Annotated in this window: 16 protein-coding genes; 7 read left to right on the top strand and 9 right to left on the bottom strand. The window is 72.8% G+C overall.

Annotated features, from left to right (window positions below):
* The 3 genes from WME95_RS09920 to WME95_RS09910 form a co-directional block, all read right to left on the bottom strand.
* Positions 1-1,038: a hypothetical protein gene (locus tag WME95_RS09920; protein WP_437908170.1), complete on the bottom strand. Its 1,038-nt coding sequence runs from the start codon at positions 1,036-1,038 to the stop codon at positions 1-3.
* The gene (locus WME95_RS09915) at positions 1,038-2,132 is read right to left on the bottom strand and encodes a bifunctional chorismate mutase/prephenate dehydratase (protein WP_437908168.1); all 1,095 of its coding nucleotides are present in this window, start codon (positions 2,130-2,132) and stop codon (positions 1,038-1,040) included. The genes WME95_RS09920 and WME95_RS09915 overlap by 1 nt, the downstream gene beginning before the upstream one ends.
* 123 nt (positions 2,133-2,255) lie before the next feature.
* Complete coding sequence (locus WME95_RS09910) at positions 2,256-2,597, bottom strand: FmdB family zinc ribbon protein (protein WP_437551258.1); 342 nt, start codon at positions 2,595-2,597, stop codon at positions 2,256-2,258.
* A 275-nt stretch (positions 2,598-2,872) separates the two neighbouring features.
* Here WME95_RS09910 and smc point away from each other — a divergent pair, with 275 nt between their 5' ends.
* From smc to WME95_RS09895, 3 genes are all read left to right on the top strand, one after another.
* The gene (gene smc, locus WME95_RS09905; protein ID WP_437908166.1) at positions 2,873-6,478 is read left to right on the top strand and encodes a chromosome segregation protein SMC; all 3,606 of its coding nucleotides are present in this window, start codon (positions 2,873-2,875) and stop codon (positions 6,476-6,478) included.
* Positions 6,475-7,056, top strand: a complete 582-nt coding sequence (locus WME95_RS09900) for a hypothetical protein (protein ID WP_437551254.1) — start codon at positions 6,475-6,477, stop codon at positions 7,054-7,056. The genes smc and WME95_RS09900 overlap by 4 nt, the downstream gene beginning before the upstream one ends.
* Before the next feature lie 174 nt (positions 7,057-7,230).
* On the top strand, positions 7,231-8,880 hold the full coding sequence (locus tag WME95_RS09895; RefSeq protein ID WP_437908163.1) for an ATP-binding protein: 1,650 nt from the start codon (positions 7,231-7,233) through the stop codon (positions 8,878-8,880).
* 108 nt (positions 8,881-8,988) lie between these two features.
* On the opposite strand, the gene dnaE is transcribed toward WME95_RS09895, so the two are convergent.
* The 4 genes from dnaE to WME95_RS09875 form a co-directional block, all read right to left on the bottom strand.
* Positions 8,989-12,345, bottom strand: a complete 3,357-nt coding sequence (gene dnaE, locus WME95_RS09890; RefSeq protein ID WP_437908161.1) for a DNA polymerase III subunit alpha — start codon at positions 12,343-12,345, stop codon at positions 8,989-8,991.
* Positions 12,342-14,207, bottom strand: a complete 1,866-nt coding sequence (locus tag WME95_RS09885) for a DinB/UmuC family translesion DNA polymerase (protein WP_437908159.1) — start codon at positions 14,205-14,207, stop codon at positions 12,342-12,344. The genes dnaE and WME95_RS09885 overlap by 4 nt, the downstream gene beginning before the upstream one ends.
* A 13-nt stretch (positions 14,208-14,220) precedes the next feature.
* A complete protein-coding gene (locus WME95_RS09880; protein ID WP_231864756.1) occupies positions 14,221-15,021 on the bottom strand; it encodes a recombinase A in 801 nt (266 codons plus the stop codon).
* Between the two features lie 273 nt (positions 15,022-15,294).
* Positions 15,295-16,443: a citrate synthase gene (locus WME95_RS09875; RefSeq protein ID WP_437908157.1), complete on the bottom strand. Its 1,149-nt coding sequence runs from the start codon at positions 16,441-16,443 to the stop codon at positions 15,295-15,297.
* A 214-nt stretch (positions 16,444-16,657) separates the two neighbouring features.
* Here WME95_RS09875 and WME95_RS09870 point away from each other — a divergent pair, with 214 nt between their 5' ends.
* Positions 16,658-17,947, top strand: a complete 1,290-nt coding sequence (locus tag WME95_RS09870; RefSeq protein WP_437551244.1) for a citrate synthase family protein — start codon at positions 16,658-16,660, stop codon at positions 17,945-17,947.
* A 15-nt stretch (positions 17,948-17,962) separates the two neighbouring features.
* On the opposite strand, the gene WME95_RS09865 is transcribed toward WME95_RS09870, so the two are convergent.
* Together WME95_RS09865 and WME95_RS09860 are read right to left on the bottom strand one after the other, a co-directional pair.
* A complete protein-coding gene (locus tag WME95_RS09865) occupies positions 17,963-19,909 on the bottom strand; it encodes a potassium transporter Kup (RefSeq protein ID WP_437908155.1) in 1,947 nt (648 codons plus the stop codon).
* A gap of 58 nt (positions 19,910-19,967) precedes the next feature.
* Positions 19,968-20,630, bottom strand: a complete 663-nt coding sequence (locus WME95_RS09860; protein ID WP_437908153.1) for a UdgX family uracil-DNA binding protein — start codon at positions 20,628-20,630, stop codon at positions 19,968-19,970.
* Positions 20,631-20,779: 149 nt separating this feature from the next.
* Here WME95_RS09860 and WME95_RS09855 point away from each other — a divergent pair, with 149 nt between their 5' ends.
* The 3 genes from WME95_RS09855 to WME95_RS09845 all read left to right on the top strand — a co-directional run bounded on the left by WME95_RS09855 (position 20,780) and on the right by WME95_RS09845 (position 23,095).
* Positions 20,780-21,511: a TetR/AcrR family transcriptional regulator gene (locus WME95_RS09855; protein ID WP_437908151.1), complete on the top strand. Its 732-nt coding sequence runs from the start codon at positions 20,780-20,782 to the stop codon at positions 21,509-21,511.
* Between the two features lie 350 nt (positions 21,512-21,861).
* Positions 21,862-22,245 (top strand): hypothetical protein, encoded by a 384-nt coding sequence (locus WME95_RS09850; RefSeq protein WP_437908149.1) that lies wholly within the window; start codon positions 21,862-21,864, stop codon positions 22,243-22,245.
* A gap of 181 nt (positions 22,246-22,426) precedes the next feature.
* Positions 22,427-23,095, top strand: a complete 669-nt coding sequence (locus WME95_RS09845) for a hypothetical protein (protein WP_437908147.1) — start codon at positions 22,427-22,429, stop codon at positions 23,093-23,095.
* Positions 23,096-23,184 lie beyond the last annotated feature (89 nt).

The raw sequence follows: 23,184 nt of genomic DNA, 5'->3' as shown, positions 1-23,184 counted from the left end.
TCAGCGCACGAGCGCCGCGCTCCGCGCCGTGTCGGCGACCGTGCGGAGGAGCATGCGCACGATCCCCTCGCCGAGGGGCAGCGTGAACGCGACGTCGCTCTCGCGCTGCGCGACCTGCATCGGAGGGACCGAGCCGTAGCCGAAGCCCCACGAGGAGAGCAGGGTCGCGATCCTGGCGATCTGCTCGAGGTTGCGGAGCGCGACGGCGCCGTTCGCCGCGCTCTGCGGATCCGTGTACGTGAGGGCGCCGGCGAAGTTGACCCCGGGCGGCTGGAAGTTGCCGATGACGCGCACGTACTGGAGCCCCGCGAGGAAGGGGAACTGCCCCGCCGCAGACGCGACCGCCGCCTGGCTCGAGAGATCGCCGGCCACGGCGAACGACGCGCCCTTGGTCCCGAGCAGCTCGACCATCCACGAAGGCACGGAGCGCGTCAGCTTGCCGGAGCGGAGGCGATCGAGGGCCCGTCGCATCCCGGTCTCGTTGCCGGTGAGGATCGTGTGCGGCGTGAGCACGACGAAGCCGACGTTGCCGGCCGTGAAGAGATCGTTGTCCGCGTAGCGCGTCTTCACGAGCGGCGCGCCGATCACGGTGACCGACCTGGCGTCGGCGGAGCGGCGGATCGCGTCGACGTCGAAGTTGCCCTGCATCACGGCGCAGAAGTCCGCGCCCTGCATGGCATAGAGGCCGCCGTAGACCTTCACGATGTCGCGCGACGGGACGAAGTTCGACTCGGGGCCCAGCGGGAGCAGGCTCGTGACGATCTGGTTGACCTCGCCTCCCAGGCCGGAGGTGAACAGGGCCGCCGCGTCGAGGTATCCGAGCATCACCGCGCCGCTCGGAAGGACGGCCAGGGGGTCGCGATCGATCGCCGTCGCGTCGATCTTCTCTCCGCCGACCAGCGCGAGGCTGTCGTCGGCGCCGCCGCAGCCGCCGAGCGCCTGGAGGGCGAGCGCCGCGATCGCGATCGCGCCCGCCGCGCGGCGCAGGGCGGCAGCGCCTCGGGAATGGAACAGCGTCCGCACCATCGCGCTCGCCATCAAGCTCGCTCGTGCGGCGGGTCGGGGCGCTCCAGCGGGAAGGAGCCGATGATCTTCAGCATCTTCGTCTCGCGCTTCACGCCCTCGAGCGCCGCGACGAGCGCCCGATCGGTCGTGTGTCCGCTGACCTCCACGTAGAACACGTAGTCCCAGCCCTCGCCGGGGACGGGGCGGGAGTTGACCCGCCGGAGGTTGCAGCTGCGCTCCTTGAAGTGCTGGAGGATGTCGTGGAGCGCGCCGGGCCGATCGTGGACGCTGAAGAGGACCGCCGTGGCGTCGTGGCCCGAGCGCGGCGACGGGAGCCGGGACAGCACCGCGTAGCGGATCCGGAGCTCCCCCTCGTCGCCGACGTTCTCGCGGGCGACCCTGAGCTCCTGCCCGCCCGCGAAGCCGCGGGGGACGATGGCGGCGCTGCCCTCGTTCTCCGCCGCGAGATCCCAGGCGGCCTGCGGGCCCCGCACGTCGAGCACCAGCGCGCGCGGGTGCTGGAGCTCGAGGTAGTTCACGCAGGCCACGTGGTCCTGGGGCGAGGAGTACACCCGCTCGACGTCGGCGAGGCTGCCCGTCCGGTTCACGAGGTCGAGCGCCTGCACCAGCTGGCGCTCGCCGACCACCTTGAGATCGGCGCCGCCGATCGCCTGGATCGTCGGGAAGATCGGCCCTTCCTTGAGCGACTCGTACGGGACCACCGCGAAGTCAGCGCGCGAGCGCGCGACCTCCTCGATGGCGGCGAGGGGGCTGTCCGCGCGGACGAACTCGCCTCCGATCCCGAAGTGATCGTGCGCCGCGGTCCAGCCATAGTCGCCCTCGGCCCCCAGGTACGCCACCCGGGGCGCGAGCTCGAACGCGCGCGAGGCCGCGTCGATGGCGACGAAGATCGGCCGCACCGCGCGCTGCGGGAACGGGGGCGTCACGGCGCGCTCGATCGCCTGCATGTGGGCTGCGTCGGCCGTGGGGGCGAACCGGGCCGTGCCTGTCCTCAGCTTGGCAAGCTCGTGCGCGATGCGAGCCCGCCGCTCGATGCTGCGAAGGATTTCTTGATCCAGCTCCGTGAGCTGCCGGCGGAGCTCCTCAAGTCGCTTTCTCTCATCCATCCAGGGCACCCTAGCACCACGCCCGGCGCCGGTGGGCACGCAGCACTGCCGGCGCACCACGACGGCGCCACTGCGCGCTGCGCCGCGCTGGCCATCCCCCTGTCGCTGCTCGCCGAGTTGGCGTCAGGCCGCCGCGGAGGAGGCGGACGACGCGCTGGAATCGCTCTTGGTGCTGCCGCTCGCCGGCGAGGCGCTGCTCGACCCGGAGTCCGAGCTCGCCCCCTCCGACCCTGAGGAGCTGCCCGACCCGCCGTCCGACTTCGCGGGCGGCTTGTTCGACCCCGAAGCGTAGAGGTCGGAGTACCAGCCACTGCCCTTGAGGATGAAGCCCGTGCCGCGCGAGATCTGCCGCCGGGCTGTCGCGTTGAGGCACGACGGGCACTCCGAGAGCGCGGCCTCCTTGATGGACTGCTCGGCCTCCCATTCATGCGCGCAAGATGTGCAGGCGTACTCGTAAGTGGGCATGACGTTTCTACTCCTCGGAACAACCCGAGGAGTATGGCCACGTTAGCCACCTGTCAAGGCGGCTGCCAAAAGCACACCTTGCGCTTCGGACATCGCTGCACCAGCGGGATGCGCAAGACTTGGTCCTCGGCGCGCTCCTCGGTGCGCGTGAGGAGCCAGGATTCCGCTCTTGCCGCGCGGCGCCAGCCCACGTAGACCCCGAGACGCCAGTTGTGACGGTACGTGGCGTGCTGTGACGATACGTTTAAGCCCGCCCGGCCGGTCCCGGGGACGTCATGCGCATTCGTAAGCTCGAGATCAGCGGGTTCAAATCGTTCGTCGACCGGACGGTGGTCCATTTCGACACGGACGTGGTGGGCATCGTCGGTCCCAACGGGTGCGGCAAGTCGAACATCGTCGACGCCATCCGGTGGGCGATCGGGGAGCAGAGCGCGAAGCACCTGCGCGGCAAGTCGATGTCGGACGTCATCTTCAACGGCTCCGAGACCCGCGCCCAGCACGGGATGGCCGAGGTGACGCTCACCTTCGACAACAGCGAGCCGACGGCGGCGTCGCAGCTGCCGCTGGAGTACCGCGACTACGCGGAGATCGCGGTGACGCGCCGGCTCTTCCGCGACGGGACGAGCGAGTACCTCATCAACAAGACCCAGGTCCGGCTCAAGGACGTGACCGACCTCTTCCTCGGCACCGGCGTCGGCACGAAGGCCTACTCCATCGTCGAGCAGGGAAAGATCGGGCTCATCGTCTCGGCGCGCCCCGAGGACCGGCGGATGCTCATCGAGGAGGCCGCCGGCATCACGAAATACAAGGCCAGGAAGAAGCAGGCCGAGCAGAAGATGGACCAGACGCGGCAGAACCTGCTCCGCGTGGGGGACATCGTCTCCGAGATCCAGCGGAACCTCGCGTCCTTGAAGCGCCAGGCGGCCAAGGCCGAGCGGTACGTCAACTACCGCAAGGAGCTGGAGGACCTCGTGCTCCACGAGGCGTCGCACAAGCTCCTCGAGATCACGGTGCTCACGCAGCACGAGTCGCTCGGCAGGGCCGCGCACGCGGAGCGCGAGCAGGCGTCGCGCACGGCGCTCTCGGCGCGCGAGGCCGAGATCGAGGTCACCCGGCTCGAGGCCCTCGCCTGCGAGGAGCGGGCCGAGCGCGCGCAGAACGAGGCGTTCGCGGCCGACAACCAGGTGCGCACCCACGAGGCGGAGATCGCGCGGGCGCGCGACCGCCTGCGGCACCTCGAGGAGCGGCTCGTCACCGCGGCCAAGGAGCAGGGAGAGCTCGAGAAGACGGTCGAGGAGCTCAGCGCAGAGAAGGCGCAGCTCGAGGCGCAGCTCGCCGGCGTCGACGAGGAAGAGGCGCGGGAGAGCGAGCTCGCGCTCGAGCAGCACGAGCGGCTCGAGGAGCTGCGCCACGGAGAGCGGACCGCCGAGCACGAGGTCGCCGCCCTGCGCCGGCGGGCCGCCGAGGCCACCGCGGCGGTCGCGGCCGCCGAGGCGTCGCTCACCGGCTTCGATCGGCGCATGGCAGAGATGAGCCAGCGGCGTGCGAAGCTCGAGGACGAGCTCGGGCGGCTGATGTACGAGTCGGAGGAGCTCGAGCGGCGGCGCTCGTCGCTGACGCGCAACGTGACGGAGCTCGCCGAGGGGAAGCGGATCTCGGCGGAGGAGCGGTCGCGGCTCGATGTCGAGATGAAGGCGCTGCGCGAGCAGGCGGTCTCGAGCGATCGCGCCGTGGAGCACGCCAAGAACGAGCTCGGGCAGCGGCGCAACCGGCTCCGCGCGCTCGAGGAGCTGCACGCGCGGCTGGAGGGCGTCGGCGCCGGGGTGAAGAACCTCCTCAAGACCAAGGACCCGGCGCTGCTCGGGCTCGTGGCCGACCGGATCGAGGCGCCGGCCGAGCTGACCGCGGCCTTCGCAGGGCTGCTCGGGGACCGGCTGCAGTGCGCGGTCGTGAGCGACGTCGAGCGCGGGATCGCGCTGCTCGCGGATCTGTCGAAGAACAACCGCGGGCGGGCGAGCGTCATCGCGGCGCGGCCCTCGTTCGTGGCCGGCGCGACGCGGCGGCCGCCGCGCGGGGAGGGCGTGCTCGGGCCGCTCGTGGACCGGCTCGTCTTCGCCCCCGAGGACGAGGCGCTGGCGCGCGCGCTCGTGGGGGACGCGGTGGTCGTCGCCTCCGCCGAGGTCGCGGCGCGGCTCGCGGCGGAGGGCGCCGGGTGCACGCTCGTGACGCTCGACGGCACCGTCCTCCGTGAAGACGGCGTGGTGAGCGGCGGCTCGGGCGACGCGGTCGCGGCCGGCATGATCGAGCAGAAGCGGGAGATGCGCGCGCTGCACGAGTTCGTCGCGACCAAATCGGAGGAGGTGACGGCGCTGCTCGACGCGCAGCAGAAGCTCCGCCTGCGCATCACCGAGGTGGGGACGGCGCTGGAGCGGGCGCGGAGCGAGGCGCACGAGGGAGAGCTCGCCCTGGTGACGGCCGAGAAGGATCTCCGCCGGGCGGAGGAGCAGCTCGCCGCGGCGCAGAAGCGCGAGGGCGTGGTGCGCTCCGAGCTCGAGGACCTCGCCGACAACCTCGACGCCGGCGGGAACGAGCAGCAAGCGGCGCGCGACAAGCTCGAGGCGGGGCGAGCGGCGCGCGAGGCGGCGGCGGCCGGCCTCGAGCACGCCGAGCAGGTCGCGGCCGAGTGGCGCGAGCGGGTGCTCGGGCAGCAGTCGGTCGTGACCGAGCGCAAGGTGAAGCTCGCGCGCGTGCGCGAGCGCGCCGCGGCGGCGCGGGGCACGGTCGAGCGGCTCACGCGGTCGTGCAACGAGCTCCGGGGCCGGATCGCTCGGCTCGACCAGGAGCGGACCGAGAGCGCCGTGGGCGCGGGGAAGGCCGCGGCGACGATCATGATCGCGCGCGAGGCGCTGGTCCGCGCCGTCGCGGAGGCGCACGCGGCGCAGGCCGCGCTGACCGAGGCGCGGCGCTCGCTGGACGAGGCGCGGCAGGCGCACGGGGTGCGCGAGGCCGACCTGCGCGGGCTGCGGCAGGAGCTGGCCGAGGTGTCGGAGCGGCTCCGCAAGCACGAGCTCGCGCTCGAGCGGCTGCGGGTCGAGCACGACCACCTCATCGAGGGGGTGCGCGAGCGCTTCCGCGGGCTGGAGCTCGCCCGCGTGGTCGGCGACTACCACAAGCGGCCGCCCGCCGACGCCTCGCACCGCGCGCGCATCCAGGAGCTGACGGAGCTGCTCGACCGCATGGGCCCCGTCAACCTCGACGCCGTGCGCGAGCACGCCGAAGCCGAGGAGCGGTACACGTACTACTCGGGCCAGAAGGCCGATCTCGAGAAGGCGCTCGACGACCTCGAGAAGGCGATCGCCCAGATGAACCGCGAGTCGAAGCGGCTCTTCAAGACGACGTACGACGGCATCAACGCGCGCTTCAAGACGCTGTTCCCCAAGATGTTCCGCGGCGGCCAGGCGGAGCTCCGGCTGACGAACCCCGACGACATGCTGGAGACGGGGATCGAGATCCTCGCGCAGCCGCCGGGCAAGAAGCTCGGGAACATCGAGCTCATGAGCGGCGGCGAGAAGGCGCTCACCGCGGTGTCGCTCATCTTCGCGATCTTCCAGTTCAAGCCGTCGCCGTTCTGCATCCTCGACGAGGTCGACGCGCCGCTCGATGAGGCGAACGTGGCCCGCTACAACGAGGCGATCCGGAGCATGACGAGCCACTCGCAGTTCATCCTCATCACGCACATCAAGCGCACGATGCAGTCGGTCGACGTGCTCTACGGCGTGACGATGCAGGAGCCCGGCGTCTCGAAGCTCGTCAGCGTGAAGATCAACGAGACGGCGAAGCGCCCGGAGCGCGAGGCGGCGCCGGCGGCGGCGGTGGCGTGAGCGCGGAGGGGGCGGCCGCGCAGCGCCTGTCGCGCGGCGCCTCGGGGCTCCGGCACCTCCGCTGGGCCCGCGAGGTGCTGGCGACGCTCGAGGCCCACGTCGAGCACAACACGGCGCTCTCCGGCGCCGATCGCGAGGCGCTCCAGGGCGAGGCGAGCGCGCTCGCGGCGGCGGTGCAGGCGCTCAGCGGGGCGGTGAAGCCGTACCGGGATTTCCTCGAGCGGACGCGGGTCCGCTACCGCGGGCGCGTGCGCGTCGCGGAGTACCTGGTCCGAGAATCCAACGCGGGCGAGGCGGGCGGCGCGGCGCGCGCGCACCTTGGTGCGGCGCGCGCGCACCTCGAGGAGGCGCTCGTGGAGCTCGCCTGGATGGAACAGGCGCAGCGCCAGCCGCTCAAGGCAGCGCTCTCGGACGAGATCGATCGGCTGCGCGAGGCGCTGGCGCGGATGGATGCACACCTCGCGGGGCGGCTCTCCGGGAAGTTCGTCGAGAGCCTGTACCCGCCGCTCACGGACGGCGCGACGAGGATCGCCGATGACGGCGATCCGGACGACGACGCGACGTCCAGCCTTCGATAGCCGCGCGAAGCGGGCGAGCCGACCGGCTGGCGCGCGGCTCGAAGGAGACCGGCGAGGCGCGTGGCAGGCGCAGCGGAACGGATCACCATGCCTGCACGCCGGGATGGAGATGCGGTAAAGGATCTTCGAAGGACTCCTGAAACGGGTCTTCGAAGGACAGCTGAGAGGACGTCGATGGGCTGCGCGGAGCCGGCCGCCATCCTGCTCCTCCGCGGGCGCGCCGCGGCGAGCGAGCGATTCGAAGCGCTGATCCGACGCCATGTGCCGGACGTCGGCGTCACCTCCGATCCCGCGCACGCCCTCGAGAGGTGCCTGAGCGACGCGCCGCCGGTGCTCGCCGTCGACTGGAGCGAGCCCGCCAGCGCCGCCGCGCTCTGCGGCCGCGTGCGGGCGCAGCCCGGCGGCGACGCGGTGTTCGTCCTCGCGATCACCGAGCGCGACGGGGACATCGACGGCATCCTCGCGGCCGGCGCGAGCGATTTCCTCCTCGCGGGCGGCGACGGCGCGGGCCCCCGGGCGCGGCTCTCCGTCATCCGCGAGCGCGCCGCGCGCGACGCCGCCTCGCGCCAGGCGCTCGCGCAGACGCAGGCCCGCCTCGTCGGCGCCGGCCGCATGGCGAGCGTCGGCACGCTGGCCGCCGGCGTCGCCCACGAGATCAACAACCCCCTCGCCTTCGTCATCACGAACGTCGACGCGGCCATCCGGCGCATCGGCTCGCTCGATCGCCGGAACAGCGCTGCGCGCGGCGGCCCCTGGGCGCGCTCTCACGGCGACGGCCGCGCGCCGTCGAGCGAGCTCTCCGACGTGCTGAGCCTGCTGGAGGACGCGCGCGAGGGCGCCGAGCGGGTGCGGCTCATCGTGCGCGATCTCCACAGCTTCTCGCGCGCCGAGGAGGACCGACGCGGGCCGGTCGATCCCCGGCGGGTGCTCGACTCCTGCGTCCACATGGCGATGAACGAGATCCGGCACCGCGCCCGCGTCGTCCGGAGCTTCCAGGAGGTGCCGCCCGTCCAGGCGAACGAGCCGCGGCTCGCGCAGGTCTTCCTGAACCTCATCGTGAACGCCGCGCAGGCCATCCCCGAGGGGCTCGCCGAGCAGAACGAGATCGAGCTCTCGACGCGCTGTGACGCCGAGGGGTCGGTCGTCGTGGAGGTGCGCGACACGGGCGCCGGGATCGCGCCCGAGTCGCTCGCTCGGATCTTCGAGCCGTTCTACACGAGCAAGGAAGCTGGCGAAGGGCTCGGGTTGGGGCTCGCGATCTGCCACTCCATCGTCACGGCGCTGGGGGGTCGGATCGAGGTGGACAGCCGCCCCGGCAAGGGGAGCACGTTCCGCCTCGTCCTCCCCGCCGCCGCGGCCAGCGAGGCGCACGCCTCCGCTGCGCCCGGCTCGCGCGCGTCGAGGTGGCCGCGCGAGAACGGCAGCCTCGACGCGCTCGCGCCGGAGGCGGCGCAGCGGCAGCGGGTCCTCATCATCGACGATGAGCCGCTGCTCACGCGGGCGATCGCGGGTACGCTCGAGCCACGTCACGAGACGACCGCGACCGCGAGCGCGCGCGACGCGCTCAGCCGGATCCGCGCCGGAGAGCGCTACGACGCCATCCTGTGCGACCTCATGATGCCCGATATGACGGGAATGGATTTCTACACTTCGCTTGCCGAGCATGCGCCCGAGCAGCAGCGCCGTGTCGTGTTCCTGACCGGCGGCGCCTTCACGGAGCGCAGCAAGGCGTTCCTGCAGCAGGTCAACGCCCGGCTGCTCCTGAAGCCGTTCGACGCGGCGACGCTGCTCTCGCTGGTCGACGAGGTCGTCGCCGCCCGCTGACGAGCGCGCTGGTCGACGAGGTCATCGCCGCCGCCCTGACGAGCGCGCGAGCTCTCTTCACGCGCCGCCGATCGCCCCGCGCTCCGGGAGCGCGGCGTCGGCGCGCCCTCACCGGTAGTCGCGCGATTTGAGCGCGATCTCCTCGCCGCTGGGCAGCTCCAGCCGATCGAGCTCGCGCGCGAGCACGTGGACGACCTCGCCCTGCCGCTCGATCCGCCCTGCGACGAGCAAGAGCGCCGCGTTCCTCGCCACGTGCTCGTACTCCGCGAAGACCTGCCGCTGGACGATGACGTTGACCACGCCGGTCTCGTCCTCGAGCGTCACGAACGTCACGCCGCTCGCGGTCGCCGGCCGCTGGCGTCCGACCACCATCCCGGCGACCCGCACGCTCTCCCCGTCGCGCGCGGCCTTGATCTCCTCGGCGGTCCGCACGCGCCCGGCCCCGCGCCGCCGCTTGAGCGCCCGCCGCACGTGCCGCATCGGGTGGTCGTGCAGCGACAGACCCACGCGCCCGTAGTCCAGCGCGAGCTGCTCCAGCGGCCTGAGCGGAGGGAGCCCGACGTCCCGGTCCTGCTCGATCGGGACGCCCTCGAACAACCCCTCCACGCGGGGGGCGCGCGCGCGCCAGAGCGCCTCTCTCCGGGCAGGCACCAGCGCGGCGAGCGCGCCCGCTTCTGCGAGCGCCTCCACCTCGTTCTTCTTCAGCTCCGTGCGCCTCACGAGATCCGGGAGGCTCGTGAACGGCGCCTCCTCGCGCGCCGCCACGATCGCCGCCGCGGCCGCCTCGCCGAGGCCCTTCACGAGCCGCATGCCGAGCCGCAGCGCCGGGCCCGCCGAGGGCTCGGCGGAAGGCTCCAGGATCGCGTCCCACGCGCTCTGCACCACGCACACCGGCCGCACGTCCACGCCGTGCCGCTGCGCGTCCTGCACCAGCGCCGACGGGCTGTAGAACCCCATCGGCTGCGCGTTGAGCAGCGCGCAGGTGAACGCCGCCTGGTGGTGGACCTTGAGCCAGGCCGACGCGTACACGAGGAGCGCGAAGCTCGCCGCGTGCGACTCCGGGAAGCCGTACTCCCCGAAGCCCTGGATCTGCTGGTAGAGCATCTCCCCGAACCTCGCCGAGATCCCCTGCTCGGCGAAGCCCTGGATGAGCCGCCCGCGGTGCCGCTCCAGGCGCCCATGCTTCTTCCACGCCGCCATGTCGCGGCGCAGCTGGTCGGCCTCGCCCGGCGTGTAACCCGCGCCGACCATCGCGATCTGCATCACCTGCTCCTGGAAGAGCGGAACGCCGAGCGTGCGCTCCAGGATGGGATCCAGGCACGGGTGCGGGGACACCGGCGGCTCTTGCCCCGTCCGTCGGCGCAGGTAGGGGTGCACCATCCCGCCCTGGATGGGCCCGGGGCGCACGATCGCCACCTCGATCACCAGGTCGTAGAACTTGTTCGGCTTCAGCCGCGGGAGCATCGCCATCTGCGCGCGGCTCTCGATCTGGAACACCCCCACCGTGTCGGCCCGGCCGATCGCCTCGTAGACAGCCGGATCCTCCGGCGGGATCTGCGCGAGCGCCGCGATCGGATCGAACGCGGCGCCTCGGCCCGCGTGGAGCAAGACCCCTGCGGGCGCAGGGTCCCCTGCCGCGTCGACCAAGGGACCCGCGGACGCGGGGTCCCGTGCCGTGTGGACCAAGGGACCCGCGGACGCGGGGTCCCGTGCCGTGTGGACCAAGGGACCCGCGGACGCGGGGTCCCGTGCCGTGCGACCCGCGAGCGCGGCGTACCGGTCCGAGTGGATCAAACCGAGCGCCTTGCGGATCGCCGTCAGCATGCCGAGCGCCAGGACGTCGATCTTGAAGAAGCCGAGATCGTCGAGATCGTCCTTGTCCCACGGGATCACCGTGCGGCCCTCCATCCGCGCAGGCTCGACCGGGGCCACCTTGTGCAGCGGCTCGGACGACAGCACGAAGCCGCCCACGTGGATCGAGAGGTGGCGCGGGAAGCCCTCGAGCGCGCTCGCCATCATGACGGCCTGCCGGACGCGCACGTCATCCGGATCGAGGCCCGCCTCGCTGACCCGCTGCTCGGTGATGTCCGCCTCGTGGTGGAGCACGAGGCCGCTCAGCCGATCGACCTGATCCGTTGAGAAGCCGAACGCCTTGCCCACCTCGCGGAGCGCGCTCTTGCCGCGGTAGGCGATCACCTCCGAGACCATCGCCGCCCGGTCGCGCCCGTACATCTCGTAGATCGCCTGGATCACCTCCTCCCGGCGCTCGTGCTCGAAATCGACGTCGATGTCCGGGGGCTCGTGGCGCTCCTCCGACAGGAAGCGCTCGAAGAGCAGGCTCGACCGGGCCGGGTCCACCGCCGTCACGCCGAGCACGAAGCACACCGCGCTGTTGGCCGCGCTCCCGCGGCCCTGGCAGAGGATCTGCCGCGCGCGCGCGATCTTCACGACCTGCTGCACGCTGAGGAAATAGGGCGCCACGCCGAGCTTCGCGATCAAGGCGAGCTCCTTCTCGATCTGCGCGCGCACGGGAGACGGCGTCCCTTCCGGGTAACGGTCGCGGCAGCCCTCCTCGGTGAGGCGGCGCAGCGCCTGATCTGACGTCTCCCCCGGCATGCAGAGGGCGTCGCTCGGGAAGCTGTAGCGGAGCTCGGACAGCGAGAAGCGGCAGCGGGACGCGACCTCCACCGTGCGCGCGACCCAGGCCGGATGATCGCGGAACAGCGCCGCCATCTGCGCGCCGGACCGCACGTACGCCTCCGCGTTCGGCGCGATCCGCGTCCCCGCTTGATCGAGCGTGGTCTTGGTCCGGATGCACGCGAGCACGTCCGCGAGCGGCTTGCGTGACGGGTGATGATAGAGCGGGCGCGCCGTCGCCACCACGCAGTGGCCGTAGCGGCGCTCCGCCGCGAGGGCCGCCGCGACGCGCTCGCCGTCGCGGCGGTCGAGGTGCTTCCAGGTCGCGACGAGCGCGCGCTCGCCGAACGCGTCGCGCAGCGTGCCGAGGAGCGCGCCGGAGACGCCCGCGGGCACGAGAGGGTCGAGCGGCACGATCGCGGAGAGGCCCCGCTGCGCCGCCGCGATCGCCTCCGCCGAGATGCTCGCCATCCCCTTCTCGCACTCGGCGTGCGCGATCGTGAGGAGGCGGCAGAGGTTCGCGTAACCCTCGCTGTCCTGGACCAGGAGGACCACCGACGGCCGGACCTCCGGCGCGCGCTCGGCGCCCACGCGCGGCGCGCCCAGCGTCAGCTCGGCCCCGACGATCACCCGCTGCTCGACCTTCTTCGCCGCCGTGTGCGCGCGCACGCTGCCGTAGATCCCGTCGCGATCGCAGAGCGCGATCCCCTCGAGGCCGAGCTCCTTGGCGCGGTGCACGAGCTCCTCGGGGTGCGAGGCGCCCTCCAGGAAAGAGAAGCAGGAGCGGCCGCAGAGCTCCACGAACGGGACCGACGCGCCGGCGCTCACTCGCACCACCCCTGCAGGAAGGCCTCGCCCGTCGCGCGGTCGACGTAGATCCACGCTTCGCCGCAGGAGCTCGCGCTCGCGCCGTCTCGAGGAGGGCGCAGCTCGCCGAGGCGCGCCGGGGCGGCCTTGCCGGACGGAGAGCCCGAGACGAGCCAGGCGCGCGCGTAGTCGCGCGACGCCGGCGTGGGCGTCCACCACTCCACCGCGTCGATCCGCATCACGAAGGAGAGCCGCTCGATCGCGTAGAGGTGCCGATCGACGGCCACGATCGCCCCGCGCCCCACCCGGCCGAGCGGGATCGGCTGCGCGAGGAGCCGCGCGGGCTCCAGCGCCGGCGCGTCGGCGCCCCCCGCCAGCTCCGCCGCGCCCCGATCCGCCGCGGCGCGCGCGCGGGCCGCGGCGGACGCGCGCGTCATGGCCGCCTCGCCAGAGGCCGGCACGAGCCGCGAGCGCGCCTCGGGACGGTGCGCGTCGGCGATCTCCAGGATGCCCACCCGCTCCTGGCCGATCTCCGCCGAGAGCTCGGCCAGGAGCGCCGGCAGGCTGTCGGGATCGACCGACCGGTCGCGCGACAGATCGAGCTGCACCCGGCGGGCCCGCGCGATGCGCGAGGCGATGACGTGGACCCCCACCGCGGGCGCCGCGAGCTCGATCCGCTCGAGCCTCGCCTTCAGCGGGCGGAGCAGATCGCCCGCGTCCGAGAGGGGCACCGGCATGTCGACGTGGAAGCGCAGCGAAGGGCCGCGCCCGTCGTCTTCCAGGAGCGCGGCGGCGCCGTCGTCCTCGCGCTCGCCGAGGCGGAGCCGCGCGATCGAGCGATCGTAGGCGATCGCCACGTTGAGCCGCCCGCACGCCTCCCCGCGCGCGGCGAGCCGCGACGCGATCCGCGACGTCATGCCGCGCAGCACGAACAGGAGCGACTCGGCGCTCTCGATCGGCTCGTCGAAGAGCACCTCCTCCTCGAGCAGCCGGGGCACCTCGAACGGCAGGAGCGGAACGGGATCGCGGCCGGCGAGGAGCTCCATCACGTCGGCCGTCCGCGGCCCCAGCCGCGCCGCCACCTGCGCCCGCGGAAGGCGCGCGAGATCCTCGACGCGGAGCACGCCGAGCCGGACGAGGAAGCTCGCCACCTCGCGCTCGACCGGGAGCGCCTGCACCGGCAAGGGCCCGATCGCCTGCGCCCCCTTGCCCGGCGGCGCGATCGGGGCCTCCGCCCCTCCCCCGCCGTCCGCGTGCGCGCCGAAGCGCGCGAGCGCCTGCGCGAGCCGCGGCCCGTCGGCGATCGCGAGCCGCGCCCGGTGGCCGAGCGCCGCCACGCGCTCGCCGAGCTCGCCGAGCAGCGCCTCCTCGCCGCCGACGAGGTGCGACGCCCCGGTGATGTCGAGCCACACCGTGTCGTACGGGCCGTCGCCCCAGGGGCTCCGCGCCTCGCTCACGGCGCGCTCGGGAGCGCGGCTCGCCCGCGCCGCGCCGGCGCGCGGGGCCCCCTGCTCGCCGAGCTGGATCGACGCCGTCGCCCCGAGCCCGAGCGCCACCTCGGCGACCCGGCCGAGCGCCGCGTCGATCTCGGCGAACGTCACCCGGTGGATCGCGAGGTGGGCGACCAGCGCCGCCGCCTCGACGACCTTCTGCCCCGGCCTCACCCCGTACCGCCTCGCCTCGTCGTCGACCACGTCGATCACGGCCGCCGGCGCCTGCGCCTCGCGCTCGGGCTGCGGGGCGAGCGCCGCGCGGCGGTCCTCCTCGCCCCCGAGGATCACCGCGAGCGGCGCCTTCCCGCTCGGCGAGACCGGCCCGCGCTGCTTCACCAGCTCGCACGCGAGCTGCGGGAGCACGATCGCCACAATGCGCCTCACCGCCATCGCCTCTCCTCCCTCACGCCCGCGACAGCGCGGGCCGCGGCTCGCCGCCCGCCGTCCGCTCTGCCCTGTCCCCGGGCCGCTCCCCGAGCACCACCGGGGTCGGCGAGGTCACGCGCCCTCGGCGGTCCTTGGCGACGCGGACCATCAACCGGTTCTCGGCGACCTGCTCTAGCTCCAGCCGCATCGCGACCGGCAAGGGCATCGGCCGCGCCGCCTGGCGATCGGTGAGGAGCAGGATCGTCCCGTCGCTCCCCTCGATCGCCAGGGCGAGCTTGCGCACCACGTTGACCCAGCGCGCGAGGTCCTCCTCGCGGCGCCCCGCCCCGGGCGCGCTCCGCTCCCCCTTCCCAGCGCCCTGGCCGAAGGCCCCCGGGACCCCGGCCACGTCGATCACGAGCACCGCGAACGCCCGGCTCATCGCCATCCGGACCGCGACCTTCGCGAGCACCTCCGGCGGGGGCCGCACCACGAGCAGCCGGCTCAGATCGACCTGCGCGCGCGCGACCGCCGGCGCGTAGAGCGAGCCGCTCGGATCGATCCACGCGCACCACGCCCCCGCCGTCGCGCTCGTCCCGCGCAGCCGCGCCTCCGCTTGCGCCGACGCGCACGCGGAGAGGGCGAGCGAGGTGGAGCGCCCCAGCCCCCGCGGCGCGGCGAGCTCCACCACCCCCCCGCGCGGCAGCCCCCCTTCCGGGAGCGCGTCGTTGATTTCCCGCAGGCCGAGCGGGAGCGTCTTGGCGCGCGCTTCGAACTCGGGGAGGGTATGGCGCAGGAGGTCCCGGGCAAGCGGAGCGGCAAGAGCGGCGGACGACATACTGAACACGATAACAGTGCCCCGCGAGGCTGCCAACTTTGCAGGACGAACAACGTCCTACCCGCGCCCGGCGCGTTCTCCTTTTGTCCTTCCAGGCCTCTGGAACGGCCTCTCCGGCAATTTCTGTGCGGATCGGATGGCAGGACGACGGGGAGGAAGCGAATGCCGTCACGGACTTTTCAATAAGTCCGACCTGGGCAGGTCGACCTCATGGCCGGCGACGACGAGCGCTCCTGCCAGCAGCCCCGCCGCGCGCGCGGCGGGCCCGACGCCTCAATGCGGCGGAGCTGCCGCTCTAGGGACGCCCCCGATGTAGCGTGAGCTCGGGCGAATGAGCCGCCCCGCGCGCCGTTGCTCGTCGATGTGTGCGCACCAGCCCGCGACCCTGCCCACCGCGAAGGTCGGCGCGAAGAGCGCGCGCGGCAGCCCGAGCGCGTCGAGCAGCACCGCCGTGTAGAACTCGACGTTCGCGCGCAGCGGGCGATCCGGGTGCCGCGCGCTGAGCGCGGCCTCGGCCGCCCGCTCGACCTCGCGCGCCAGCGCGAGCCGTGCGCTCCGCGCGCCGCCTGCCGTCCGCTCGAGCCGCTCGATCGCCCGCTCCAGCACCGCCGCCCGCGGATCCCTCACCCGGTAGATCCGGTGGCCCATGCCCATGATCCGCCGGCCCGCCGCGAGCTCGGCCTGGATCCAGCGCTCGGCGCAGCCCGGGGGCGGCGCGCCGCCCTCGCCCGCCTTCGCCGCGACCGCGTCCAGCATGTCGAGGACCGGCCCGGGCGCGCCGCCGTGGAGCGGCCCCTTCAGCGCGCCGATCGCCGCGACCACCGCCGAGATCGCGTCCGACCCCGTCGAGGTGACCACGCGCGCGGTGAAGGTGGACGCGTTCATGCCGTGATCCGAGACCGTCACGAGGTACGTGTCGAGCTCGCGCGCCTCGGCCTCGCTCGCCGCAGCCCCCCGCGCCATGCGCAGGTAGTCGGCCGAGAGCCGGAGCGCCGGATCGGGCGCGACCGGCGCCTCCCCCGCGCAGCGCCGCGCCCACGCCGCCGCGAACGTCGCGACCGCCCCGGCGATCGCCGCGGGCGGGACGTCGCCCGAGAGGTGCGCGACCGCCGCTCGGATCGCATCCATCCCGTCGCCCGCCTGGAGCGCGTCCCCGAGCCGCCCGAGCAGCGCGAAGGCCCTCGTCCGCCCCTCGGCGATCGCTCGCCGGAGCGACTCCCGCTCCGCCGCCCCGGGCAGCGCGCCGCCCCAGAGCAGCCCGCACGCGTCCTCGAAGGTCACCCCGCCGCCGCCGGCGAGCTCCTCGACGTCGTGGCCCGCGAGGGTGAGCCTCCCCCGCTCTCCGTCCACCTCCGAGAGCCGCGTCTCCGCCACCACCACGCCTTCCAGGCCGCTCGCGAGCGGCGCCGCCACATCCCTCATTCCGATCACCTCCGCTGACGACATCTTGGGCACCGCACGAGGTTGATCAACCTTGATTGTACAATCAACCATGCACGGCCTCGAAGCGCGTCGAGGAAGAATCCCGGAGGACGCCGAGGAGGGCGGTGCTAGGAGGGACGTGTGTCGTCGGCGCGCGCGACGCTGGCGCCTCATGCATCGGAAGACAGCATGGATGCGACGTGGATGGGCGCTCATGGTGGATCTACCTGACTCGGGTCAGCGGCCCTCGGCGTACGTGACCGGCGCCGAGGCGGCGGAGCTGCTCGGCGTGAAGCGGGAGACGCTCTACGCGTACGCGAGCCGGGGCGTGCTCCGGGGGGTGCCCGGCGGGCGAGGGCGCGCGCGGCTCTATCTCCGGGCGGACATCGAGCGGCTCAAGGCGCGGCACGACGCGCGCGCCGGCCACGGCCCGGTCGCCGCCGAGGCGCTCCGGTGGGGCGAGCCGGTGCTCGAGTCGGCGCTCACGGCGATCGGCCCGCGCGGGCCCGTCTACCGGGGCAAGGAGGCGGTCGCGCTGGCGCTCGACGACGTGCCCTTCGAGGCGGTCGCCGAGCTGCTCTGGACCGGCGAGCTGCCGGCGGAGGGCGCGCCGACGGCGCGGCCAGGCCGGCTGAGCGTCCGCCCGGCCAAGCTCGCGGCGCTCCTGCCGGAGGGCGCGCCGCCGTTCGTCGCGCTCGCGCTCGTGGTGCCCGCGCTCGGCGCGCACGACGCGACCCGCCACGTGGGCGCGCCCTCGGGCGACGGGCGCATCCCCACGGGCGACGCGGAGCGCGCGCGGGCGCGGGCCCTCGTGCGATCGCTCGCGGCGCTCGTGGGCCTCGGGCGGGACGCGCGCAGGGCGACCGACGCCCTCGAGGCCGACGGGGCGGCGCGGCGGCTGCTCCTCGCCCTCGGCGCGAACCCCTCGAAGAAGGCCGAGCGCGCCGTGAACCGCGCGCTCCTGGTCTCGGCCGATCACGAGCTGAACGCCTCGACGTTCGCGGTCCGGGTGGCCGCCTCCACCGGCGCCGACCTCTACGCCTGCGTCAGCGCGGGGCTCGCCGCGCTCTCCGGCCCGAGGCACGGCGGCATGACGGACCGGGTGGAGGCCCTGGTCGCCGAGGCAGGCCGGCCCGAGCGCGCCGCCGCCGCGGTCCACGAGCGGCTGCGCCGCGGCGAGCCCATCGCCGGCGTCGGGCACAGGCTCTACCCCGAGGGCGACCCCCGCGCCCAGCTGCTGCTCGACACGGCCCGCGCGCTCGCCCCGCAGAGCGCGGCCTTGCGCACGGTGCTCGCGCTCGTCGACGCGCTGCGCGACGCCGGCCTCGATCCTCCGTCGCTCGACCTGGGCCTCGTCGCGATCGCGGCCGCGCTCGGCCTGCCGGCCGGCACGGCGGCGGCGCTCTTCGCGGTGGGGCGCGCCGCCGGGTGGATCGCCCACGCGTTCGAGCAGCGGGAGGCGGGGTACATGCTCCGGCCGCGCGCCCGGTACACGGGGCCCTGAGCCCCGCGCCCGTCCCTAAAAATCGACCTGCATTCCGAGCTCGACCACCCGGTTCGGCGGCAGACCGAAGTACGCCGTCGCCGGCCGCGCGTTCCGCGAGATGAAGGCGAACAGCCCCTTGCGCCACCGGGACATCTTCGAGCGCCCGGTCGTCAGCAGCGTCTCCCTGCCGAGGTAGTAGCTCGTCCTCCCGAGATCGATGTCGAGCCCGTGCCGCTTGCACCCCTCGAGCACCGACGGCGCGTTCGGCGTCTGCATGAAGCCGTAACACGCGGTGACCTGGTAGATCCCCTCCCCCCGCGGGATCACCGTCGTGCGCCGCTCCGCCGGCACCTCCGGCACGTTCGTCACCTGGATCGAGAGGAGCACCACCTGCTCGTGCAGCACCTGGTTGTGCTTCACGTGGTGCAGCAGGATCGGCGGCGTGCCCTCCGGGCTCGACGCCATGAAGACCGCCGTCCCGCGCACCCGGTGCGGCTTCACGCGCTTCACGTCCTCGAGGAACATGTCGAGCGGCAAGATCGCCGACTTGATCGCCTCGGCGAGGTGCTTGCGCCCCGTCTTCCAGGTCGTCATCACCGTGAAGATCGCCGCGCCCATCACGATGGGCACCCAGCCCCCGTGGAAGAACTTGGCGCTGTTCGCCGCGAAGAACGCGAGATCGATCACCAGGAAGAGCCCGGCCAGCGGGAGCGATTTCCAGACCGGCCAACCCCACGTCTTCCGGGTGACCACGTAATAGACCACCGTGGTGATCCCCATCGTCCCCGTGACGGCGATGCCGTAGGCAGCCGCGAGCGCGCTCGAGTTCTTGAAGGTGAGGACCAGCACGATGCACGAGATCAGGAGCCCGCTGTTCACCTCGGGGATATAGATCTGCCCCGCCTCGTCCTTCGACGTGTGGACCACCGTGACGCGCGGGAAATACCCGAGCTGCACCGCCTGCTGGGTGAGCGAGAAGGCCCCGGAGATGAGCGCCTGGGACGCGACGACCGTCGCCGCGGTGGCGATCGCCACCGTGGGGTAGAGCGCCCACGACGGGACGAGCGCATAAAATGGGTTCCCCGCCGCGGTGGGGTCCGCGAGGAGCTTCGCGCCCTGGCCGAAATAATTGATGAGCAGCCCGGGCCAGACGATCGTGTACCAGGTGTATTTGATCGGAACGCGGCCGAAATGCCCCATGTCGGCGTACAGCGCCTCGCCGCCCGTGATGCAGAGGACGACCGCGCCGAGGATCAGGAAGCCATGCAGTTGGTTCTCGACAAAGAAGCTCACCGCGTAGGTCGGTGAGACGGCCCGGAGCACTCCGGGGCTGCTGATGAGCTCCTTGGCCCCGAGCAGCACGAGCGTGACAAACCACACGAGCGTCACCGGCCCGAAGATCGACCCGACCCCGGCGGTGCCGCGCTTCTGCACGAGGAACACGGCGAGCAGCACGCCGCAGGTGAGGATCGGCACGACGGCAGGGTCCAGCTTCGGGATCGCGACATCGAGGCCCTCCACGGCCGAGAGCACCGAGATCGCAGGCGTGATCACGCCGTCGCCATAGAGGAGCGCCGCGCCGACGAGGACGAGGAGCACGAGGAGGCCGCGGCCCTCGCCCTTGCGATCGCCGCTCGGGACGAGCGCGAGCAGCGCGAGGATGCCGCCCGCGCCCTCGTTGTCGGCCCGCGTGATGAACGTCACGTACTTGACGGTCACCACCATCATCAACGACCAGAACATCAGCGAGAGCACCCCGAGCACGTTCTCGGGCGTCGGAGCGACGTGGTGCGGGCTGCTGGGGCTGAAGCACTCCTTCATCGCGTAGAGCGGGCTCGTCCCGATGTCGCCGTAGACGACCCCGAGCGCCGCCAGCATCAGCGGCCACATCTTCTTCGAGCTCCCCAGGTGGGCGCGCTCGGCCATCGGAGAGGACGCGGGGCGCTCAGCGGCAGGGACCGGTCGTGGGCTCATCGTCATCGCGGGCGAATCCTACTCCATCGAGAGCGCGCCTCGCGAGGAGGCGGCGCGCGCCGGCTCAGCCGAGCGCGCGCGCCGCCACGGTGAGATCCTCGATGAAGCGGGAGAGCTCGGCTCGCCTCGTCGCTTCGTCTGGCATGCGGAGGATCGACGCGGGGTGCACGGTCGCCAGCACGCGCGGCGCGAGCGGCGAGGCGACGATCCTGCCGCGCTCACGCGTGACCCGGAACGAGCCGCCGAGCAGCGCCTGCGCCGCCGTCGCGCCGAGGCATACCACGATCGCCGGCTGCACAACCGCGATCTCCGCGGCGAGCCACGGCAGGCACGCGCGGATCTCGCGCGCGTCCGGCTTCATGTGGATGCGGCGCTTGCCGCGCGGCTCCCACTTGAAGTGCTTCACCACGTTGGTCACGTACGCCCGGCGCCGCTCGATCCCCGCCGCCTCGAGCGCGCGATCGAGCAGCTGCCCCGCCGGACCCACGAACGGCTTGCCGGCCAGGTCCTCCTTGTCGCCCGGCTGTTCGCCGACGAGGAGCACGTCCGATCGCGCCGCGCCCTCGCCGAACACCGTCTGCGTCCCGCGCTCCCAGAGCGGACACGCCCGGCACCGCGCGGCGGCCTCGCGCAGGCTCGGCAACGAAGGAGGGCTGGGGACGAGAGCCGACGCCGTCGCCTCGCCGACCCCGCGCCCTGCTGCATTTCGTCTCGCCACGGTCGCCATGACCGCCTCCGCAGCATCGCTCGTGCCATGGGCGACGCGGCGCGGTCGAACGCGCCGCGTCGCGAGGAGCGCGGCCGACGAGCGTCTTGACGGCTTCCGGCAGCCTTCCCATAGTGCCCCGGTCCTCCGACGTTGACCGACCAGTCAGAATGCCCCGCCTTGCCGATCGCCGCGCCCGGATCGAGCTGCTCCGCGCCGCCGAGGCTGCCTTCACCGAGCGCGGCCTGGCCGCCGCGAGGGTCGAGGACATCACCGAGCGCGCAGGCGTCTCGAAGGGCGCGTTCTACCTGCACTTCCAGAGCAAGGACGACTGCTTCAAGCAGATCGTCGAGACCTTCATCGCGCGCCTCGCCGACTGCGTGGAGCCGCCGCCCATCGTCTTCGAGGCCGAGCGAGCGTCGGTGAACGAGTACTTCAAGCGGGTCCTCGCCCACGACCTCGAGGTGCTCGAGTTCTGCTGGCAGAACCGGGCGCTCCTCAGGATGATGCTGGCGGGAGGCGGTGGGACCCCGTACGCCTACCTGATCGACGAGTTCGCCCAGCGCGTCGCGCGGCAGGTGGAGGGCCGGGTCCGGTACGCGATCGACATCGGCCTCTACCGGCGCGATCTGGAGCCCAGCGTCATCGCCGCGCTCATCTCCGGCGCCTTCGATCGCCTGGTGCGCAAGCTCATCGACGCGCCGTCCAGGCCAGACATCGCCGCCTGGGCCGCGCAGGTGCTCCAGCTCTTCACGCACGGCCTGCTCGCCCCGGAGGTGCGCGCCGTCGCTGACCTGTCGGTCATGGAAGCCCCCCCGCGCAGCGCGCGGCAGACCGCCGCCCCGCCGCCTGCCTCAGCGTCGAGCAGCGAGCGCCGGCGCTCCAAGGCCAAGGCGACCTAGGTGAACTGGGCGACCTAGGTGTAGGGCTTTGCCTGAATAGAACTGCCGGACGCTCAGCGGTGCCAGGACGGCTTACAGGGAATCCCTGACAAGCGATTCCATATCGCCCTAGCGGTCGGTCGGGCAGCAGCTGGGCTACAGCTAGCAGTCAACGGGATTTTCGGCGGGACAGTGAGGGGGTGAAGCGGGGAGCCGGCGGGGGAACCGTTCGGGCAACTCGGGAGGAGCGCAGCCTTGGGGAGCGGTCCTGCTCGTTCAATCGCACCAGGCTGGCCGTCGCGCGCTCTGGCCGGTCGCAGGCACTCTCTGGACGGCTCTCCGCAGAAGAACGGAACTGTCGAGGGGGCGGAATGGGCATACAGACGGGTCGTGATGGACGGTTAATCCAGGAGCTGCTCCGGCAGACCTGCCGCTCGATCCAGTGGCGTGCGGACACCGCAAGGTCGATTGCGGACAGGATCGAGGTCGCCCTCGCCGAGCACGCGCTCCACGTGTCCACGCCGGACGTCGACCTGCGCGTCCGGCTGACCAAGGACTTTGCGCTCGCCATCGCGATACGCGTGCTGTCCTTCGGCGAAGAGGCCGAGGAGTCGCTGAGCAAAGCCCTGTGTCAGGACAGGTCGCTCATGGCGGAGCTCGTGAAGGCAGAGTGGCAGCTCGTGCGCGCCGCCTGCAGAACAGCCGAGCAGACCGCCGGGAGGCTGGTGCTGCTGACGGCGGTACCGGAGGCGTGAGACCGCAAGCAGGACGAGCGCCGAGGACTCGCGCCCTGGGCTCACGGCGAGAGATCCGTGAGAATCTCATGGAGCGGGGGGCTCGCCCGCTCGGCCCGGCGCCATGGCGAGCTGCACTCCGGAAGCTGCTGTCGAGAGCGCAGACACCGCATGACGCGACCGGGCCCACGAGGCGATAGAAATGGCGCCCCAGACCAGCTACAGCATTTACGTTCGCTTCCGGGGCAGGCGGCTCGCGCTCACGAAGCACATCCGCTCGCTCGAGACGGCCCGGTCTGCGCTGCAGGCCTTGCGGGCAGAGCGGTTCCACGACGCCGATCAGGTCTTCCTCGTCAACGACGCGACGAAGCAGATCGTCGACGAACGGGGGTGGGAGGACGCCGCGGGGCACGCGGAGGATCAGCAGATCAGCGTCAATCTCCGCCTTCCGACCGATGGCAAGCGCGCGGAGCGCACGCAGGACGCTGGAAACGACGAGGTGGATCGATCGCTGCAAGGGGCGCAGGCTCCCGCGCTGCTCGCGGCGTCCGAGGTGCTCGCGGCACCCGCCGAGCCCATGGCGCGAGCCGAGGGCGAGGCGCGGCACGTCTCACCGGAGAGGAGGTGGTCCGGGGTCGAGAACCTGGAGCCGCCGCGCGTGCGCCTGCGCCGCGCGATGGCGGCAGCCCAGGTCGCCCGAGCGCACCATGACGCCGCGCTGGAGGCCATGACAAGGCTCCAGCCCGGCGGGAGGATGGATGAAATGACACGGATGAGGCTCAACGATTCTGCCCGAATGGTATCCGACCGATCCGCACACATCATCGAGCGGCTCGAGCAACTCCTGAAGCGCCTGGAAGGCGCGCGCTGATAGGGTGAGATGACCGTGAGGCGCCGTGTCCCATGCGCGACATGGACGACGACAGCCATCGTTGACGGACCGCCCACCGGAACCTTGGC

Source organism: Sorangium sp. So ce327 (genome assembly GCF_051530205.1).
Taxonomy (GTDB): domain Bacteria; phylum Myxococcota_A; class Polyangia; order Polyangiales; family Polyangiaceae; genus Sorangium; species Sorangium cellulosum_B.
The sequence above is the reverse complement of the archived record's forward strand: the minus strand, read 5'-3'. Positions and strand labels throughout refer to the sequence as shown.

Excerpts from the sequence above, each read along its gene's own strand:
- WME95_RS09920 (WP_437908170.1), bottom strand. The coding sequence starts at position 1,038 with ATGGCGAGCGCGATGGTGCGGACGCTGTTCCATTCCCGAGGCGCTGCC.
- WME95_RS09915 (WP_437908168.1), bottom strand. The coding sequence starts at position 2,132 with ATGGATGAGAGAAAGCGACTTGAGGAGCTCCGCCGGCAGCTCACGGAG.
- WME95_RS09910 (WP_437551258.1), bottom strand. The coding sequence starts at position 2,597 with ATGCCCACTTACGAGTACGCCTGCACATCTTGCGCGCATGAATGGGAG.
- smc (WP_437908166.1), top strand. The coding sequence starts at position 2,873 with ATGCGCATTCGTAAGCTCGAGATCAGCGGGTTCAAATCGTTCGTCGAC.
- WME95_RS09895 (WP_437908163.1), top strand. The coding sequence starts at position 7,231 with ATGGGCTGCGCGGAGCCGGCCGCCATCCTGCTCCTCCGCGGGCGCGCC.
- WME95_RS09885 (WP_437908159.1), bottom strand. The coding sequence starts at position 14,207 with ATGGCGGTGAGGCGCATTGTGGCGATCGTGCTCCCGCAGCTCGCGTGC.
- WME95_RS09880 (WP_231864756.1), bottom strand. The coding sequence starts at position 15,021 with ATGTCGTCCGCCGCTCTTGCCGCTCCGCTTGCCCGGGACCTCCTGCGC.
- WME95_RS09875 (WP_437908157.1), bottom strand. The coding sequence starts at position 16,443 with ATGAGGGATGTGGCGGCGCCGCTCGCGAGCGGCCTGGAAGGCGTGGTG.
- WME95_RS09870 (WP_437551244.1), top strand. The coding sequence starts at position 16,658 with ATGGTGGATCTACCTGACTCGGGTCAGCGGCCCTCGGCGTACGTGACC.
- WME95_RS09865 (WP_437908155.1), bottom strand. The coding sequence starts at position 19,909 with ATGACGATGAGCCCACGACCGGTCCCTGCCGCTGAGCGCCCCGCGTCC.
- WME95_RS09860 (WP_437908153.1), bottom strand. The coding sequence starts at position 20,630 with ATGGCGACCGTGGCGAGACGAAATGCAGCAGGGCGCGGGGTCGGCGAG.
- WME95_RS09855 (WP_437908151.1), top strand. The coding sequence starts at position 20,780 with ATGCCCCGCCTTGCCGATCGCCGCGCCCGGATCGAGCTGCTCCGCGCC.
- WME95_RS09850 (WP_437908149.1), top strand. The coding sequence starts at position 21,862 with ATGGGCATACAGACGGGTCGTGATGGACGGTTAATCCAGGAGCTGCTC.
- WME95_RS09845 (WP_437908147.1), top strand. The coding sequence starts at position 22,427 with ATGGCGCCCCAGACCAGCTACAGCATTTACGTTCGCTTCCGGGGCAGG.